Annotated in this window: 14 protein-coding genes; 12 read left to right on the forward strand and 2 right to left on the reverse strand. The window is 37.1% G+C overall.

Translation table 11 applies throughout. The features are described from left to right. Positions 1–8: 8 nt before the first annotated feature. From ACPDHL_RS05170 to purD, 3 genes are all read left to right on the forward strand, one after another. Positions 9–992 carry a UDP-glucuronic acid decarboxylase family protein gene (locus ACPDHL_RS05170; RefSeq protein ID WP_430531726.1) on the forward strand — a complete coding sequence of 328 codons (984 nt, stop codon included), beginning with the start codon at positions 9–11 and terminating at the stop codon, positions 990–992. Next, positions 992–2,341 (forward strand): exopolysaccharide biosynthesis polyprenyl glycosylphosphotransferase, encoded by a 1,350-nt coding sequence (locus ACPDHL_RS05175; protein WP_430531727.1) that lies wholly within the window; start codon positions 992–994, stop codon positions 2,339–2,341. Before ACPDHL_RS05170 ends, ACPDHL_RS05175 begins: the two co-directional genes overlap by 1 nt. Positions 2,342–2,438: 97 nt before the next feature. Next, positions 2,439–3,710: a phosphoribosylamine--glycine ligase gene (gene purD, locus ACPDHL_RS05180; RefSeq protein ID WP_430531728.1), complete on the forward strand. Its 1,272-nt coding sequence runs from the start codon at positions 2,439–2,441 to the stop codon at positions 3,708–3,710. An 8-nt stretch (positions 3,711–3,718) separates the two neighbouring features. Here the strand turns inward: purD and ACPDHL_RS05185 are convergent, their stop codons facing one another. Then, on the reverse strand, positions 3,719–3,949 hold the full coding sequence (locus ACPDHL_RS05185; protein ID WP_430531729.1) for a DUF6341 family protein: 231 nt from the start codon (positions 3,947–3,949) through the stop codon (positions 3,719–3,721). Positions 3,950–4,057: 108 nt separating this feature from the next. Here ACPDHL_RS05185 and ACPDHL_RS05190 point away from each other — a divergent pair, with 108 nt between their 5' ends. Continuing rightward, a complete protein-coding gene (locus ACPDHL_RS05190; RefSeq protein WP_430531730.1) occupies positions 4,058–4,996 on the forward strand; it encodes a DUF6427 family protein in 939 nt (312 codons plus the stop codon). Here the strand turns inward: ACPDHL_RS05190 and upp are convergent. Continuing rightward, a complete protein-coding gene (upp, locus tag ACPDHL_RS05195) occupies positions 4,991–5,644 on the reverse strand; it encodes a uracil phosphoribosyltransferase (protein WP_430531731.1) in 654 nt (217 codons plus the stop codon). The two genes, ACPDHL_RS05190 and upp, sit on opposite strands and share 6 nt — an antisense overlap. 59 nt (positions 5,645–5,703) lie before the next feature. Here upp and ACPDHL_RS05200 point away from each other — a divergent pair, with 59 nt between their 5' ends. From ACPDHL_RS05200 to ACPDHL_RS05235, 8 genes are all read left to right on the forward strand, one after another. Beyond that, positions 5,704–6,309 (forward strand): DUF4254 domain-containing protein, encoded by a 606-nt coding sequence (locus tag ACPDHL_RS05200; protein WP_430531732.1) that lies wholly within the window; start codon positions 5,704–5,706, stop codon positions 6,307–6,309. 181 nt (positions 6,310–6,490) lie between these two features. Next, entirely contained in the window at positions 6,491–7,534 is a 1,044-nt protein-coding gene (locus ACPDHL_RS05205; protein WP_430531733.1) for a glycosyltransferase family 9 protein, read from the forward strand. Between the two features lie 36 nt (positions 7,535–7,570). Continuing rightward, positions 7,571–8,083, forward strand: coding sequence for an adenine phosphoribosyltransferase (locus ACPDHL_RS05210; RefSeq protein WP_430531734.1), 513 nt, complete (start codon positions 7,571–7,573; stop codon positions 8,081–8,083). 293 nt (positions 8,084–8,376) lie between these two features. After that, positions 8,377–9,291 (forward strand): hypothetical protein, encoded by a 915-nt coding sequence (locus tag ACPDHL_RS05215; RefSeq protein WP_430531735.1) that lies wholly within the window; start codon positions 8,377–8,379, stop codon positions 9,289–9,291. Between the two features lie 503 nt (positions 9,292–9,794). Next, on the forward strand, positions 9,795–10,475 hold the full coding sequence (locus ACPDHL_RS05220; RefSeq protein WP_430531736.1) for a GNAT family N-acetyltransferase: 681 nt from the start codon (positions 9,795–9,797) through the stop codon (positions 10,473–10,475). Between the two features lie 17 nt (positions 10,476–10,492). Beyond that, positions 10,493–11,695, forward strand: coding sequence for an argininosuccinate synthase (argG, locus tag ACPDHL_RS05225; protein ID WP_430531737.1), 1,203 nt, complete (start codon positions 10,493–10,495; stop codon positions 11,693–11,695). Then, a complete protein-coding gene (gene argC, locus ACPDHL_RS05230; protein ID WP_430531738.1) occupies positions 11,682–12,659 on the forward strand; it encodes an N-acetyl-gamma-glutamyl-phosphate reductase in 978 nt (325 codons plus the stop codon). Before argG ends, argC begins: the two co-directional genes overlap by 14 nt. 12 nt (positions 12,660–12,671) lie before the next feature. Next, the gene (locus tag ACPDHL_RS05235; RefSeq protein ID WP_430531739.1) at positions 12,672–13,811 is read left to right on the forward strand and encodes an aspartate aminotransferase family protein; all 1,140 of its coding nucleotides are present in this window, start codon (positions 12,672–12,674) and stop codon (positions 13,809–13,811) included. The last annotated feature ends 10 nt before the right edge of the window (positions 13,812–13,821 follow it).

Raw genomic sequence — 13,821 nt, forward strand, 5'->3', positions numbered from 1 at the left:
TATATAGGATGAAACGTATTTTAATAACAGGTGCTGCAGGTTTCTTGGGATCACATTTATGTGATCGCTTCCTTGCGGAAGGGTATCACGTCATGGGCATGGATAATTTAATAACGGGTGATTTAAAGAATATTGAACATTTGTTTGGGGAGGCACATTTTGAGTTCTATCATCACGATGTGACTAAGTTTGTGCATGTGCCGGGAAATTTAGACTATATTCTTCATTTTGCTTCGCCAGCAAGTCCGATAGACTATTTAAAAATTCCAATCCAGACACTTAAAGTAGGATCTTTAGGAACACATAATTTATTGGGGTTGGCTCGCGTAAAAAAGGCACGTATTTTGATTGCTTCCACTTCAGAAGTGTATGGAGACCCGCTGGTACATCCACAAACGGAGGAGTATTATGGCAATGTCAATAGTATTGGACCGAGAGGCGTATACGATGAAGCCAAACGATTTCAAGAGTCCATCACGATGGCATACCATACATTTCACGGCTTAGAAACGAGAATTGTGCGCATTTTTAATACCTATGGCCCTCGAATGCGATTAAACGATGGAAGAGTAATCCCTGCCTTTATTGGACAAGCCTTGAGGGGAGAGGATTTAACCGTTTTTGGCGATGGAAATCAGACGCGCTCTTTTTGCTATGTAGACGATCAGGTAGAAGGTATTTATCGATTGCTCTTATCTGATTATACGTTGCCTGTAAATATTGGCAATCCAGATGAAATTACCATTTTGGATTTTGCAAAGGAAATTATTCGCTTGACCAATAGCGAACAAAAAATAATTTTCAAGGATTTGCCAATAAATGATCCTTTACAGCGTTGTCCTGATATAACGAAAGCTAAAAATATACTGGGATGGTCTCCGAAAATTGATCGAGCAGAAGGAATGAAACGCACTTTAGCCCATTTTAAATCCTTTACAAAAGAGGATTTAGCTCGTGAGGAACATAAAGATTTTTCTAACTACATTTATTGATGGGTAAAAAAACAGGTAGATATTCTTATTTATTACGTCCACTTACAACGTGTATCGATTTAATTACAATCAATGCACTTGCTCAGGTATGGTTTGATACAATCTCTGGAGGAAATTACCTATTTCATCTTGTTTTGTCTATCGGATGGCTCGTAGCTGCTGGATTAAGCGGTTATTATGAGGTCTATCGACACACCAAAACCGTGCGAGTGGCTGAGAAAGTATGCAAACAATTTTTCTTTCAGTTTATTTTAGTCGCTTCTTATAATGGCATCTTTGATCGATTCGCAGAAGTAAAAGAGCTCGTTGGATACGGCATTTCTATTTTTACGATTATTTGTACCATCAAATTCACTATTTTCTTCCTGCTGAAGTACATCCGAAAATTCTTAGGAGGTAACTTTAGAAATATTGTATTATTGGGGAGTGAAAGAGAAATCAATGAAATGAAAAAGGTTTTGTTGAAAAGAAAGGATTTGGGATACCGTATTGTCAATCATTTCTTTAACTTGGAAGATCAAAGTTTGGAAGATTTAAGAATTTACCTCTCTGAACATCGAGTAGATGAGATTTTTATGCAGTTTTCATTGACCAAAGAGAAGAACTTTTTGGCTATTCTGGAGTTTGCTGATAATAACATGATAACGGTAAGCTATATTCCCACGCAAAAAGACATTTTAAATCACAACCTCAGAATTGAATACTACGATTTAATACCGGTTGTACCAAGGCGTGTTATTCCATTAGATAAGCCGTATAATCAATTGTTAAAGCGATTATTTGACCTGTTTTTTTCTATTCTGGTCATCGTTTTTATTTTATCGTGGCTGGTACCTTTAGTTGCTTTTTTAATTAAAAAAGAGTCAAAAGGACCTGTATTCTTCAAGCAAAGGCGAACAGGCTTAAATGATGAAGAATTTTGGTGCTATAAATTCAGATCCATGCATTTAAATTCGGCTAGCGATTGCGAACAAGCGACGCGAAACGATCAGCGAATCACCAAAATTGGAGCCTTTTTACGCCAATCTAGTTTGGATGAATTCCCGCAATTTATCAATGTTTTTTTTGGAGATATGTCCATTGTCGGACCTCGCCCTCATATGGTGATACACACTAAAATGTATTCCAAACGCGTGAACCGATTTATGTTGCGTCATTTGGTTAAACCAGGTATTACGGGCATGGCACAAACACATGGGTATCGCGGTGAAATTGAAAATGATCGCGATATTATCAATCGCTTTAAATACGATTTATTTTACCTAGAAAATTGGTCGATTTTACTGGATCTAAAGATTATTTACCTCACGGTTTACAACGTTTTTAAAGGAGAAGAAAAAGCGTACTAAATCTTTTTATCAACTTGTTCCTCTTATTCTTAGGAACTTTTTCTTTATTCGTTTTTTTATAATTATTTTTGAGCCTTAATAACAAACAACACAATTAATGAAAATTTTATTATTAGGTTCAGGTGGACGTGAGCATGCACTAACATGGAAAATGTTACAAAGCCCACAATGCGAAGCTGTGTTTGTAGCTCCTGGTAACGCAGGAACAGCACAAATTGCCCAAAATATAGCTATCAATCCCAATGATTTTGACGCGGTAAAACAAGTGGTCTTAACGCATGAAATTGATATGGTAGTGGTTGGGCCAGAAGATCCTTTAGTAAAAGGAATTGTCGATTTTTTCAAACAAGAGGACAGTATTAGTCATATTCCTGTCATTGGGCCTTCAAAAATGGCGGCACAATTGGAAGGAAGTAAAGATTTTGCGAAGGAATTCTTGATCAAACACAATATTCCTACAGCTGCTTACCAAAGTTTTACCAAAGATACCGTCGAAGAAGGAAAGAAATTCTTAGAAACGGTAAAAGCACCGTATGTATTGAAAGCAGATGGATTAGCCGCAGGTAAAGGAGTCGTTATCTTGGAAGATTTGAATGCAGCCAAAGCAGAATTAGAAAATATGTTGGTCGATGCTAAGTTTGGCGATGCTAGTTCGAAAGTAGTTATCGAAGAGTTTTTATCGGGAATCGAATTAAGTTGTTTCGTATTAACAGACGGGAAATCATATAAGCTGCTACCTACTGCAAAAGATTACAAGCGAATTGGAGAAGGTGATAAAGGATTGAATACAGGTGGAATGGGTGCTGTTTCTCCTGTGCCATTTGCGACAGATGAGTTCTTAAAAAAGATCGAAGATCGCATTGTGATTCCAACAGTGGAAGGAATTAAGAAAGATCAACTGGACTATAAAGGATTTATTTTTATCGGAATCATCAAAGTAGGTGAAGATCCTTTTGTTATTGAGTATAATGTTCGCATGGGAGATCCTGAAACGGAAGTGGTAATGCCTCGTGTAAAATCAGATTTGGTTGCTTTATTTCAAGCGATTGCAAAAGAAGAACTAGCAACCGAGACCATCGAGTTAGATGAGCGTAGTGCAACAACTGTTATGTTGGTATCTGGTGGATATCCAGAGGATTACGAAAAGGGAAAAGTGATTACAGGATTAGATCAAGTAGAAGATTCTATTGTTTTTCACGCTGGAACAGCTTTAAAAGACAAGGATATTGTAACCAACGGAGGTCGCGTATTAGCCGTAACTTCGTATGGAAATAGTTACGATGAGGCACTAAAAAAATCTTATCAAAACATAGATAAACTAAATTTCGATAAGATTTATTATCGTAAAGATATCGGTTTCGATCTTTAGATAGTTAACTACTTTAGAAATGAGTGGGCTGTTGTATCTTGCGTATCCTCGTCCTTTGCTTTGAATAATTGTAATTGTTTTAACCAAAATACAAAATAATAGCAAGTAATTAGGATGAAGATCCACGTAATGATGTTTGCAGTCCACCAGTTCTCAAGTTCTAGTTTTGCAAAGAAATCCATAGGAATGAAAAGAACTTTTTCAAACAAGAATCCTAAACCATTAAAAAATGAAGTCATTTTCCTTTATTTTTAAATTAGATAATAGTATTTGAACTTTGTGATATTGAATACGAATACAAAACGCCCAAAGAAACAAATAGCACTACAAAAATATAAAATATATACATGTTAGCAAGTATTTTTAGTAAAACTAGACCGATTAACTATATCATGCTTACGCTTTTAATTGTGGCAGGATATAGTTTATTCATTGGTTTGGACACAACTATTGCATGGACTCCTTTTGAAATGGTCAAGCGCAGCAGTGTTTTACTGCTGTTATTGTTGATGATGTATCTTTCGCAATTTATCGTATCTCGAAATCGACTCGTAGATGATACAGGCTATGTGCCTTTACTTTTTACTAGTTTTTTGTTTATTTTTCCAACGTCTTTTGAGAATGTGCATGTTATTATTGCGAGTTACTTTATTCTTTTGGCGCTTCGTCGCATTTTGTCCTTGCATTCACTTAAACAGTCAAAAGAAAAGATTTTAGACGCATCACTTTGGATCTGTATCGCTAGTTTATTTCACTTTTGGAGTATTTTATACCTGCTTCTCTTGTTTTATGCAATTGCTTTTTTTGGTGCAAAAGACTATCGAAATTGGATCATTCCCCTTATCGCTTTTTTTGGTGCGTCCATATTGTTAACGCTCTATTTACTCATAAGAGAAGAATACTTTATTACGTGGTGGACAGAACGCGTACAAATTAGTTTTAACTTCATGTATTTTGACAATGTGTACCAAAATATTGCGTTAGCGGTTTTTGTCTCTATATCCCTTTTATATGCTGTTTCTCAGGCGTTAGCGATTAAAAGCAGACCGTATAATATGCAAAACACCTACAAGAAAATCTTACTTTCATTTCTTATAGGTGCTGCTATTTATATCATATCGGCTGATAAATCAAACGGATTATTGTTGTTTACTTTCTTTCCTTTGGCGATTTTAGGTGCCAATTACATCGAAAGTATTCCACAAAAATGGAGAAAAGAAGCCAATGTGTACAGTATTTTCTGTATCGGCTTGTTTTTCTACTTTATGCAATTAATTATCTTATAATTTTTGACCATAAGCAAGGTCACCAGCGTCTCCTAAACCAGGTACAATGTAATTGTGGTCATCTAGTTTTTCATCTAAAGTCGCAACCCATAGGTGCACATTTGCCGGAAGATTTTCCTCTAGGTATTGAATCCCCTCTGGGGCAGCAATAACAACGGCTAGGTGAAGTTCTTTTGGTTTTTCTTCTGTCATTAGCTTATTGATCACCGCAACAAGGGATTGTCCTGTGGCTAACATCGGATCAATAAGAATCAAGATCTTATCTTGAAAGGAAGGAGCAGCTTGATATTCAACTAAGATCTCACTCGCTTCTCCATGCTTTCCATGACGACGATACGCAGAAACGAATCCATTTTCGGCATCGTCAAAAAAGTTCATAAAACCTGTATGTAAAGCCAAACCAGCACGTAGGATAGAACATAAAACAACATTATCTTCGATGCAAGTGGTGTGTTTAATCCCTAGGGGTGTTTGCACATCAAGTGCCTTAAAAGGTAAGGTCTTGCTCAATTCGTAAGCCATAATTTCGCCAATGCGCTCAATGTTTTTTCTAAAACGCATGCTGTCTTGCTGAATGTTTACATCGCGAAGCTGGGCTAAGAAATGATTTAAAATGCTATTTTCCTCGGAAATATAGTGAATTTTCATAACGGTATAATTAGTACCATAAAAGTATTAAAACTATATTTGTAAATAAAATTATTCCTATGTTTTCAACATTAGCATTTCCAATATTCGAAGAGAGTATTCGTGACTATCATAAATACGATAATGTAGATCAGCCAATTAGCAATCCATATCCGAAAGATGATATCAAACATTTATTATATCTAAAAAATTGGATTGATACGGTTCAATGGCATTTTGAAGATATTATTCGCGATCCACAGATTGATCCTGTCGCTGCTTTAGCGTTAAAGCGAAGAATTGATGCATCAAACCAAGAAAGAACTGACATGGTTGAATACATTGACAGCTATTTCTTGAACAAATACAAAGATGTACAGGTAAAAGCAGAAGCAAAAATTAACTCGGAAAGTCCTGCTTGGGCTATCGATCGTTACTCTATTTTGGCATTGAAGATTTATCATATGCGCGAAGAGGCAACAAGACCTGAAGCTACACCAGAGCATCGTGCAAAGTGCCAAGAGAAATTAGATGTTTTGTTAGAGCAAAAACAAGATTTATCTACGGCAATTGACGATTTGTTACATGATATCGCCAACGGAGATAAATACATGAAAGTGTATAAACAAATGAAAATGTACAATGATGAGGAGTTAAATCCAGTCTTGTATCAAAATAAAAAATAAGAAAAAGGACATGTAATTTTACATGTCTTTTTTTATGCCACTTTGTTGCCCCTTCAATTTGAGAGGTGCAAGAATGAATAACGGGAGAAAATATCTTTTTTTGTATCAGTAAAAAAAATTACTTTTGTTTGTTAAAGCGTGGATAATCACGCTTTTCTTGTTCCACATAAAACATAGTTTAGTGAAAGGGTTACAACATATTGTTATTTTTAGATTATCAGCCATGGGTGATGTAGCCATGACTGTTCCAGTGATTCGAGCGCTAGTCGAACAGCATCCTAACATTCGCGTTACTGTTGTTTCGCGTCCTTTTTTCAAACCTTTTTTTAAGGGCATGCAGCGCGTAGATTTCTATCCCGTAGATGTAAAGAAAAAACACAAAGGATTTTTAGGTTTGATTCGTTTATATCGAGATATCAAAAAAATAAAACCCGATTACTTTGCCGATTTCCACAATGTATTGCGTGCGCAAATTGTTCGTACGTTATGCAAGCTTTCGGGAGTGCCAACAGCAGCACTAGACAAAGGAAGAGCAGCTAAAAAAGCATTGACTCGCTCAGAGAATAAAGTATTTCAACCCGTGCAAACAATGGTTGAAAATCACCTGCAAACTTTAAGTAAACTCGGCTTTTCCGTAGCGGTACAACACCCTACTTTTCCCGCTGTTCCCAATTTAGCTCCAGAACTAGAAGAGTATAGCAAAGAAGCAGGTAAAATGTGGATAGGTATTGCCCCTTTTGCACAATATGACAGCAAAGTTTATCCCCTGGATTTAATGCAAAAAGTGGTGGACGAATTAGCCGAACAAGAAAATAATTTGATCTTTCTTTTTGGAGGAGGTGAAAAAGAAATCGCATTGCTCAATCAATTGAAACGAGATAATTACAATGTCATTGTTATGGCAGGTAAGGTAAAATTAGAGGTGGAGATGAATTTGATTCAACACTTAGATGTGATGTTGTCTATGGACTCTGGAAATGCACACATTGCAGCGATGTTAGGGGTAAAAGTCGTAACTTTGTGGGGCGCTACACATCCCTATGCTGGTTTTGCTCCATTCAATCAACCCTTGGAGTATTGCCTTACTGCAGATCGTGAAAAATACCCCTTATTGCCTACGTCAGTTTACGGCAATAAAAAGGTAGAAGGGTATGAAGACGCTATGCGTACCATTGACCCAAGTTTGGTTTGTAACAAAGTGATGGCTGTAGCAGCAGGTAAGTAAGAAATAGAGTCATACAACGAGTGAATATAGGAAATTATGAAGATAGAGCATTACATTAGGGATATTCAAGATTTTCCAAAAGAGGGAATCGGTTTTAAAGATATTACCCCGCTTTTAAATGATGCAGCTGCGATGGAAGCTGCTACCCAACAATTGTTAGCGTTGGTAGGAGATAAAAAAGTAGATCGCGTTGTGGGGATGGAAAGCCGAGGGTTTTTCTTCGCCACGTTATTGGCTAAAGAACTTCATGCCGGATTTGTACCTGTTCGTAAACCGGGTAAGTTGCCTTTTGATACCCTTGCACAAGAATATCAACTGGAGTATGGAACAGATGTGTTGGAAATTCATGCTGATGCCATTAAACCAGGTGAAAAAGTGTTGATTCACGATGATGTACTGGCAACAGGAGGAACCGCTGAAGCCGTATGTCGACTGGTAGAACGTTTAGGAGGAGAAATTGTACAAGTAAATTTCTTAATGGAACTTTCGTTTTTACATGGACGAGAGAAATTGAAACCCTATGAAGTGAAAAGCCTATTGAGTTATTAATTAAATAGGAATTAAGTCTAAAGAAAATAAGAAAAAGAGGATGTCGAAAGACATCCTCTTTTTTTCTCTTGTCAATGAATTAAAGGGTAAAAAAAGTTAGTTTTGGGTAAAATAGGAGATGGGGATTTTATAGTGAAAGGAGCTTTTTGATGCTTTTAGTGCAATCGAAATGAGATTCTAATTGACTTTTTTGAGGTAAAAGGTGTGTTTTTGTTATTTGAGATAAAAGTTATAAGAGGGCGATTTTGATCGTGAAAAGAAGTTATTTTTGTGCAAAATTTAATTAAAATAAAATGAAAAAGATTTTAAAAACGGTAGGGATTTGCTTTATTGCTTGTCTTGCCTTCAATTGTACATCTGATGACAATTCAACAGACACCCAAAAACCAGGAGAAGAGAAACCAGGAGAAGAGAAACCAGGAGAAGAGAAACCAGGAGAAGAAATTACGCTAGTTGTTTTGGATCGCATGGAAGAAACGGAGTATTCTTCTCATTACATGAATGGAGAGTTGATAAAAACGGAACTTTATAGCCAGACAACGCATGTGTTTTCTTATGATCAAAAGAACCAAGTAGTTGGGATGGAGAGCAATCAATTAGATGAAATACCTGTTGGTGGAGGGTATCTGAACAAAACAAAATCTACGATTACATACAACGATGCCAATCTGATCACTAGATTACATGTAGTAGATTTGAGTAAGAATGAGTCTTGGTACGATGAAAATTTTGAATACAACAGTCAAGGATTGCTTACGAAATCTTTTGAAGCAACCGAAGGTGAACTGAAAACGTATGCGTATAATGCACAAAAGCAAATTAGCACGATTACTACTAGTATGGATAACGATAGTCATACGATAAACTACGAATACGACAGCAATGGAAATATAATCCGTGCCTTTGATCCGGCTGACAATGGAGAACAAGAATTTTTTACCTATGACGATAAACTGAATCCATATACCCAGATGAATATTAGTTTGCTATATAACGATTATGAATCTACCTATCCGTTAACGCTGTCAAAAATGGCGAAAAACAATGTTGTTACCTATAAGGATTATGAAGGTGTTGAATGGGTTACAGAATACGAATTTAATTCCATGGGTTATCCGACTAAAGCAATAAGTTATTATAAGAATAATCAAGCGCTTTTAGGAAATGTCAAAGTGTATACGTACAAGACAATCACAATACAAAAGTAAATGAATGCTCTTGCAGCATGGAAGAAAAGGCTACTCTCAAAGTAGCCTTTTTTTTGGCTTGGTTTTTGTATATCAATGAATATAAAAACTTTTCTTTGTGTTTTCTTCGGAATATAAAAGTGCTAACACATTGAAAATTAGTATTTTGAAAATTAAATGTTATTTTTTTTGAAAACGCTTGCATATTAAAATTATTATTAGAAAACTTTGTACCAACCCATCAGGGTACACACAAGAAATGAAAAAAACAGTACAACATATTACGTTTTTAGCACACAGCATAGCGCCAGCTACTGCTGCGGTTTTCTTGTTATCTACTTCGCGGTCATCGCGGTCACGGGCTTAATTTTTTAAGCACCCTGTATCTTTGGGAACCTTACGGTTTCCCAACTCAATAAATCTATCCAATTTTTAATGTATTTCAACGAGATTGAAAGGGAGAATTCGCGCGTTTAGCGGTCTTTTCTATTGGCTTTGTTGAATTCTAACTACCTGTTTTTGAGATGAATTCAAATCAGTTTATCGTTATACCAGCGAATGAAATACACGTTGGTTATGCTGCACAAATTTGCGAGGAAATGGCCCTTTCAGCTCAAGCTCGCGGTACGGGAATTGCAAGGAGACAACCCGAATATGTAGCGAATAAAATGCTCGAAGGCAAAGCTGTGATTGCTTTACATCAAGATGGAACTTGGGCGGGATTTTGCTATATCGAAACATGGAGTCATGGAGAATATGTTGCCAATTCGGGCTTGATTGTCAATCCTGTATTTCGAAAAGAAGGCTTAGCTAAAGTGATTAAAAAGCGCATTTTCGAACTATCTCGATCAAAATATCCACAAGCAAAAATTTTTGGATTAACCACAGGACTCGCTGTAATGAAAATTAATTCTGATTTAGGCTATGAACCTGTTCCTTACTCCGAACTTACACAGGATGAATCTTTTTGGAAGGGATGTGAAAGTTGCATCAACTTTTCAATTTTACAAAGCAAAGAACGCAAGAATTGCCTGTGTACTTCCATGTTATGGGATCCAATCGAAAAAGAAAGGGAATTGCGATCCAAAATCGATCAGAAAACAAAGGCAAAAGAACGATTAAAGGAAATGCAAAAAAAATATTCATTGCTGAAAAGATTGCAAATGAAGATTAAACAAACGGTGAAGAAAACGCACTTATTTTAAATGTAACAATGAACAAGATGAATAAAAAAATAGTTTTAGCTTTTAGCGGTGGCCTCGATACGAGTTTCTGTGTTATTTATTTGAAAGAAGAATTGGGGTATGACGTGCACTCTGTGGTAGTCAATACAGGTGGTTTTTCTGCAGATGAATTAAAAGAAATCGAAGTCAAAGCCTATGCATTAGGTGTCACTTCTCATACGGCAATTGACGAAACACAAGCATATTACAACGATTGTGTCAAGTACTTGATTTTTGGTAATGTATTGAAAAATGCTACGTATCCTTTATCTGTGAGTGCAGAACGCGTATGTCAAGCGACAGCGATTGCAAACTATGCCAAGAAAATACAGGCAACAGCAGTAGCCCATGGTAGTACAGGTGCGGGGAATGATCAGGTTCGCTTTGATATGATTTTCAGTATTTTACTGCCAAATGTTACCATTATTACACCCATTCGCGATTTAAAACTCAGCAGAGAGGAAGAGATTGCTTATTTAGCGAAACACGGAGTGGAAATAAATGCAGAGAAAGCACAATATTCTATTAACAAAGGGTTGTGGGGAACTTCAGTAGGTGGAAAGGAAACCTTAACCTCTAATCTATATTTACCAGAAGAAGCCTGGCCAACTCCAGTGACTAAAACAGCGGATGAAGTTGTAGAACTCCTGTTCGATCACGGAGAACCAGTGGCGTTAAATGGCATTAATATGAAGCCTACCGAAGTCATCCAACAACTACAAGCTTTAGCACAACCCTTTGGGATAGGACGAGATATTCACGTGGGAGATACGATCATCGGAATCAAAGGAAGAGTGGGCTTTGAAGCGGCTGCTCCTCTTATCTTGGTCAAGGCACATCACACCTTAGAAAAACACACCCTTACCAAGTGGCAGTTGAGTTGGAAAGAACAATTAAGCGCATTCTATGGCAACTATTTACACGAAGGACAATTTCACGATCCCATTATGCGTGATATTGAAACATTCTTGTCTAACACCCAAAAAACGGTCAGTGGAAAAGTGTGGATTACGCTTCATCCGCATCGTTTTACCATTCAGGGAATTGAATCAAAATTCGATTTGATGTCCAATGATTTCGGAAGCTATGGAGAGATGAACACGATGTGGACGGGTGAGGATGTAAAGGGATTTTCTAAAATATTTGGCAATCAGGTGATGATTTGGCACAAAGTAAATGCAACAGCAGATGAGTACAAATAAAATTAAGGTTGGCGTTGTTGGAGGAGCAGGCTATACAGGTGGAGAACTCTTGCGCTTGTTGCTCTTGCATCCACAAGTAACGTTGGTATTTGCGCATTCAAATAGCCATGCTAACCAACCGATTTACCGTGTACATACGGATTTATTTGGCGATACGGATTTGCTCTTTACTGATCAAGTAACAGAGGCTATTGACGTTGTTTTTCTTTGTTTGGGCCATGGGGATTCCAAGGTGTTTTTACAAGAAAATACATTCGAATCACACGTTAAAATCATCGATTTAAGTCAAGACTTTAGATTGAAAAAACAGGAGAATTCCTTCGTATATGGACTACCTGAATTGAATAGAGTACAAATTAAAAACGCGCAATGTATAGCTAATCCAGGCTGTTTTGCAACGGCTATCCAGTTGGCATTGTTGCCCTTGGCTGAACAACAATTGTTGCCTAAATCTATTTACGTACAGGCTGTTACAGGCTCTACTGGTGCAGGACAAGGTTTAGCAACTACGTCTCACTTTAGTTGGAGAGCGAACAATACCTCAGTTTATAAAGCCTTTACGCATCAACATTTGGAGGAAATAGGTGAAAGTTTAACACAGTTGCAACCTCATACTGCTCCAGCAATTAAATTTATTCCGGAACGAGGTGATTTTACAAGGGGAATTTTTGCAAGTGTTGTGCTCGAGTCTTCTTTAGCAGTAGATGATTTACAAATGTTGTATACCAGCTATTATGCTACACATCCATTTACTCATTTTAGTACGGAAGGAATTCACTTAAAACAAGTAATAAACACCAACAAATGCTTGATTTCGATTGAAAAACACCAAAACGATGTGTTGATCACAAGTGCTATTGACAATTTATTGAAAGGTGCTTCCGGACAAGCCGTTCAAAATATGAATCTTTTATTCGGACTAGACGAAAAAATAGGTTTAACGCTAAAAGCATCTGCTTTTTAAAATCGACGTATTATGATGAAACTATATGATGTATATCCTTTAAATCCAATTGAAATTGCTAAAGGACAAGGAAGTTATGTTTTTGATACAAACGGACAAGGGTACTTGGATCTCTATGGAGGGCACGCCGTTATCTCTATTGGGCATACTCATCCCCACTATGTTAACGCGTTAAAAAAGCAATTGGATCAACTGGGGTTTTACTCCAATTCGATTGAAATCCCACTACAACAACAAGTAGCCACTTTATTGGGTAAAGTTGCTGGTCTTGAGGATTATCAACTGTTTTTGTGTAATTCTGGAGCAGAGGCCAATGAAAATGCGTTAAAGCTAGCTTCTTTTCACAACGGAAGAAAAAAGGTAATTGCCTTTGAACATGCATTTCATGGAAGAACATCCCTAGCTGTGGCAGCTACTGCTAATCCCAAGATACTTGCTCCTGTTAATGAAACAGATCAGGTGGTTTTCCTGCCATTTAATGATGAACAAGCGTTGGAACAAGCATTTGCCTCTTATGGAGAGGAGGTTACGGCTGTAATAATTGAAGGAATTCAAGGGGTGGGGGGAATTCAAGTAGCCACACCGACTTTTTTGCAAAAAATTAGAACGTTAACGACACAGTATGGTGCGGTTTTCATTGCAGATGAGATTCAATGTGGATATGGTAGAACGGGCTCTTTTTATACCGTTACTGATGCTGGGGTACAAGCCGATATTTACACCATGGCGAAGGGAATGGGCAATGGTTTTCCTATCGGAGCCTTAGCCATCGCATCACAATTCAAACCTTGGCATGGTCAATTGGGTACTACTTTTGGCGGGAATCACCTCGCTTGTGCAGCAGCAGTTGCGGTTTTAGAAGTGATGCAACAAGAACAACTTGTACAACAAGCTAAAACAACGGGAGCCTATCTGTTAGATGAACTAAGCAAGTTGGATAAAATACTAGAAGTACGTGGAAAAGGATTGATGATCGGAATTGATTTGCCTGTCGAATTAAAGGATTTACGCCAAGATCTTCTATTTAAAGATCACATTTTTACAGGTAATGCAAGCCCTAATGTTATTCGTTTACTGCCAGCTTTAAATCTTACCAAAGACGATGCAGACTTATTCTTAACTAAATTCAGTAAAAGATTACAACAATACTAATACAAGAACC

This window comes from Myroides sp. C15-4, from assembly GCF_050522745.1.
Taxonomy (GTDB): domain Bacteria; phylum Bacteroidota; class Bacteroidia; order Flavobacteriales; family Flavobacteriaceae; genus Flavobacterium.

What these genes read in the sequence shown, in the direction of transcription:
- ACPDHL_RS05235 (WP_430531739.1), top strand. Translation starts at nt 12,672, where the DNA reads ATGATGAAACTATATGATGTATATCCTTTAAATCCAATTGAAATTGCT.
- ACPDHL_RS05175 (WP_430531727.1), top strand. Translation starts at nt 992, where the DNA reads ATGGGTAAAAAAACAGGTAGATATTCTTATTTATTACGTCCACTTACA.
- argG (WP_430531737.1), top strand. Translation starts at nt 10,493, where the DNA reads ATGAATAAAAAAATAGTTTTAGCTTTTAGCGGTGGCCTCGATACGAGT.
- upp (WP_430531731.1), bottom strand. Translation starts at nt 5,644, where the DNA reads ATGAAAATTCACTATATTTCCGAGGAAAATAGCATTTTAAATCATTTC.
- ACPDHL_RS05215 (WP_430531735.1), top strand. Translation starts at nt 8,377, where the DNA reads ATGAAAAAGATTTTAAAAACGGTAGGGATTTGCTTTATTGCTTGTCTT.
- ACPDHL_RS05200 (WP_430531732.1), top strand. Translation starts at nt 5,704, where the DNA reads ATGTTTTCAACATTAGCATTTCCAATATTCGAAGAGAGTATTCGTGAC.
- ACPDHL_RS05220 (WP_430531736.1), top strand. Translation starts at nt 9,795, where the DNA reads ATGAATTCAAATCAGTTTATCGTTATACCAGCGAATGAAATACACGTT.
- purD (WP_430531728.1), top strand. Translation starts at nt 2,439, where the DNA reads ATGAAAATTTTATTATTAGGTTCAGGTGGACGTGAGCATGCACTAACA.
- ACPDHL_RS05170 (WP_430531726.1), top strand. Translation starts at nt 9, where the DNA reads ATGAAACGTATTTTAATAACAGGTGCTGCAGGTTTCTTGGGATCACAT.
- argC (WP_430531738.1), top strand. Translation starts at nt 11,682, where the DNA reads ATGAGTACAAATAAAATTAAGGTTGGCGTTGTTGGAGGAGCAGGCTAT.
- ACPDHL_RS05185 (WP_430531729.1), bottom strand. Translation starts at nt 3,949, where the DNA reads ATGACTTCATTTTTTAATGGTTTAGGATTCTTGTTTGAAAAAGTTCTT.
- ACPDHL_RS05190 (WP_430531730.1), top strand. Translation starts at nt 4,058, where the DNA reads ATGTTAGCAAGTATTTTTAGTAAAACTAGACCGATTAACTATATCATG.
- ACPDHL_RS05210 (WP_430531734.1), top strand. Translation starts at nt 7,571, where the DNA reads ATGAAGATAGAGCATTACATTAGGGATATTCAAGATTTTCCAAAAGAG.